Here is a 3,615-nt window from a genome sequence, read left to right as displayed (position 1 = left end):
TGCTGGCGCCAGCTGTCGTCGATCTTGGACCAGGTCTTGCCATCGGTACTGGCCATCAGCTTGCGGCCGTCCTTGAACGTCGCAAGGAAGGTGGCTTCTTCCTCCTTGCCGCCGAGCCATAGCCCGGCCAGCAAGCCCACCGGGCCGGCCACCAGGGCGCCGGCCATGCCCCAGCCCAGCGCGGTACCCAGGCTGCGATTGGATTCCAGGCTGGCCAGGCGCAGGTCGCTGATGCGGGCAAGGGAAATCCGCTCGCCAGGCGAGGGGCTGCGCGGGGTCTTGAGTGTGAGCGATCCATTGCGATACTCGCCTTCACCTTGCAAGAAATCGCCGGATTGCACCGTGAGCCTTGTCATTGAGTCGTCCTGTCAGTAAAGGGGCTTTGATCAATCCCTACTGAAGCGCTGGCGCGACGGGCAAGTCAACGAGCAGGCGACGGAGGGTTGCGGTGTCATGCCGCACAGGCCTTCACGGCGCGCTTGCGCTTGTGCTCGGCCCAACCCCACACCAGCAGCGCCAGCGCCCCGATCAACAGGCCGGCCGTCACGATGCCCATCCAGCCCTGGTACTGGAACAACTGTGTGCCCAGCAAGGAGCCTAGTGCCCCGCCGATGAAATAACAGGTGATGTAACCGGCATTGAGGCGGGTACGGGCTTCGGGCCGCAAGGCGATGACCGCATTCTGGTTGCTCACATGCACCAGCTGCACGGCCAGGTCCAGCACCAGTACGCCGAGCAGCAAGGCCAGTAGCGAGCTTTCGGCGAAACCCAGCGGTACCCACGACAGCAACAGCGCTACCAGGCCCACTGTGGTGCCCAGCGAGCCTCTGCCGCGGTCAGCCAGGCGGCCGGCCCAGTTTGCCGAAAGCGCACCTGCCGCGCCGGCAAGGCCGAACAGGCCGATTACCGCGTCGGAGTAGTGGTAGGGCTCACGCGCCAGCAGAAACGCTAGCGGCGTCCAGAACAGCCCGAACAGGCTGAACGCCAGCAAGCCCAGCAGCGAGCGCAGGCGCAGCACTGGCTCCTCGATGAACAGGCGGAATACAGAACCGATCAGTGCCGGGTATTTCAGCCCGGCATGGCTGTGGTGTTGTGGCAGGCTGCGGTACAGGGCAAAGGCGGTGATAGCCATCAGCACCGCGGCCAACACATAGATGCTGCGCCAGCCACCCAGCTCGGCCATGAAGCCGGCAGCGGTGCGCGCCAGCAGTATGCCCAGCAGCAAGCCGCTCATCAGCGTACCCACCGCGCGCCCGCGCTGATGCGGCTCGCTCAGGGTGGCGGCCATGGGCACGAGGATCTGCGCCACCACCGAGAACAGCCCGGTGAGCGCGGTCCCCAGGATCAGCCAGGGCAAGCTGGGGGCGCATGCGCTGATCACCAGGCCCAGGGTGGAAATGACCGACATGATCACGATCAGGCGGCGCTGCTCGAACAGGTCGCCCAAAGGCGCCAGCAGCAGAAGGCCCGCGCCATAGCTGAGTTGCGCGGCGATGACGATGCTGCCGGCGCTGGGGGTACTCAGGCCGAACTGTTCGGCGATGCTGTGCAGCAGTGGCTGCGCGTAGTAGTTGCTGGCCACGGCCAGGCCGGTGGCGGTGGCCATCAGCAGGATCAGGGCGCGGCTCAAGGTTGGGGTGTTCATCAATATCTCGGTGCGGGCAAGGTCAGTGGCGTTCAGTATCTGGGCGGCTCAGGCTGGACGCCAGCGTGCAAACATTTCGATCAGGCTGCAAAGCCGCCGTCGGCGGTAAGGCTCGCTCCGGTGATGTAACCCGCCTCCGGCCCCGCCAGGTACGCCACGAAGCTGGCAATTTCATCTACCTGCCCATAGCGCCCGATTGCCATCAAGGGGATCAGGCTTTCGGCAAACTCACCGCTGGCCGGGTTCATGTCGGTATCCACCGGCCCTGGCTGCACGTTGTTCACGGTGATGCCCTGTGGCCCCAAATCGCGTGCCATGCCTTTGGTAAGGCCGACCAATGCCGACTTGCTCATGGCATACGGTGCGCCGCCAGCAAACGGCATGCGCTCGGCATTGGTGCTGCCGATGTTGATGATGCGCCCGCCCTGGCCCATGTAGCGGGCGGCGGCCTGGCTGGCGACGAACACGCTGCGCACGTTGATGGCCAAGGTGCGGTCGAAGTCTGCCAGGTCGAATTCGGTCAGCGGCGCCACGGCCAGTACGCCTGCATTGTTGACCAGGATATCGAGGCGGCCGAAGGCTTTTACGGTGTCGTCCACTGCCAGTTGCACCGCGGCGGCGTCGGCGCTGTCTGCGCGCAGGGCCAATGCCTGGCCGCCGGCGGCTATGACCTGTGCCACCAGGTCGTTGGCCGGGCCTTCGGAGTTTGCGTAGGTGAAGGCAACCTGGGCGCCATCACGGGCCAGGCGGCGGACGATGGCGGCACCGATGCCGCGTGAACCGCCCTGGACCAGGGCCACTTTGCCTTCGAGGGTAAGTTGCTGGGACATGCTGATCTCCTGCTGCAAGCAAGGCCGAATGCCTTGGATGGGCGTAGTATCGACCGATGATTACCTGCTGATAAGATGGCAATCACTATTGGCAGAGTAAACCTTTGGTTGGTAATCATGGCCATGGAGTCGTTCAACGCCCTTGAATGTTTTATCCGCAGCGCCGAAGTGGGCAGCTTCGCCGAAGCGGCCCGCCGTTTGAGCATTACCCCTGCGGCGGTGGGCAAGCATGTCGCCCAGCTTGAAGCGCGCCTGGGTGTGCGGCTGTTCCAGCGTAGTACCCGCAAGCTGACCTTGACCGAAGCCGGGCAGCGTTTTTTAGGCGAAGTCAGTGACAGCTTTCGTACCATCCAGTACGCCGTGGCCAACCTGGCCAGTGCCGAAGGCCAGCCGGCCGGGCTGTTGCGGGTGAGCATGGGGACGGTATTCGGCAGGCTGTACGTATTGCCGCTGCTGGGTGAATTCTTGCGGCGCTACCCGGCGATCACCCCGGACTGGCATTTTGACAATCGTCAGGTAGACCTGATCGGCCAAGGTTTCGATGCGGCGATTGGCGGCGGGTTCGAGCTACCGCTGGGGGTGGTGGCGCGCCGGCTGACCCCAGCGCATCGGGTGTTGGTGGCAGCCCCAGGGTACTTGAGCCAGCATTCGGTCATTGAAGATCCGCAGGTGCTGGGCCGCCATGCCGGCATCTTGATTCGCTCACCGCAGACCGGCCGTGTGCGGTCGTGGCCGTTGACCAGCCGTTGGCAGGCGCAGCAGCCACTGCTATTGCGCCAGGCGATGACCATGAGCGACTCCGATGCAGCGTGCGCCGTAGCCCAGCAGGGGTTGGGCATTGCATTGGTCAGCCTGCCGTTTGCCGTGCCTTACCTGCAGGCGGGCCAACTGCAAAGGGTGTTGCCGGACTGGTATGTGGATGATGGGTATATCAGCCTGTATTACGCCGAGCACAAGCTTCTGCCGGGCAAGACCCGGGCGTTCATCGAGTTCGTGCAGGAGCAGTTCGCTCATGGCGGGTTGGCGCGCAAATTCGATGCGCTTGCCGGTTAGTCGGTCGCTGGCAGGGCCGGCCTCATCGCCGGCAAGCCGGCTCCCACTGGTTTGCGCTGAGTTTGAGAGCAGCGGGGTACCTGTGGG

At 64.4% G+C, this 3,615-nt stretch carries 4 protein-coding genes; 1 reads left to right on the top strand and 3 read right to left on the bottom strand.

Annotated features, from left to right (window positions below; translation table 11 throughout):
- The 3 genes from BLX42_RS12310 to BLX42_RS12300 all read right to left on the bottom strand — a co-directional run.
- The coding region (locus BLX42_RS12310; protein WP_161871863.1) for a hypothetical protein at window positions 1-356 on the bottom strand (356 nt) is incomplete at its 3' end.
- A gap of 95 nt (window positions 357-451) precedes the next feature.
- Complete coding sequence (locus BLX42_RS12305; protein WP_161871862.1) at window positions 452-1,645, bottom strand: MFS transporter; 1,194 nt, start codon at window positions 1,643-1,645, stop codon at window positions 452-454.
- A gap of 80 nt (window positions 1,646-1,725) precedes the next feature.
- Complete coding sequence (locus tag BLX42_RS12300) at window positions 1,726-2,475, bottom strand: 3-oxoacyl-ACP reductase family protein (protein WP_119688492.1); 750 nt, start codon at window positions 2,473-2,475, stop codon at window positions 1,726-1,728.
- A gap of 117 nt (window positions 2,476-2,592) precedes the next feature.
- Between BLX42_RS12300 and BLX42_RS12295 the strand changes: the two genes are divergently transcribed.
- Window positions 2,593-3,528: a LysR family transcriptional regulator gene (locus tag BLX42_RS12295; RefSeq protein WP_161871861.1), complete on the top strand. Its 936-nt coding sequence runs from the start codon at window positions 2,593-2,595 to the stop codon at window positions 3,526-3,528.
- Window positions 3,529-3,615: the final 87 nt, after the last annotated feature.

The sequence above is a fragment of the Pseudomonas sp. SG-MS2 genome (genome assembly GCF_009933855.1).
GTDB lineage: Bacteria > Pseudomonadota > Gammaproteobacteria > Pseudomonadales > Pseudomonadaceae > Aquipseudomonas > Aquipseudomonas putida_E.
This window is presented reverse-complemented; position numbering and strand designations above follow the sequence as displayed.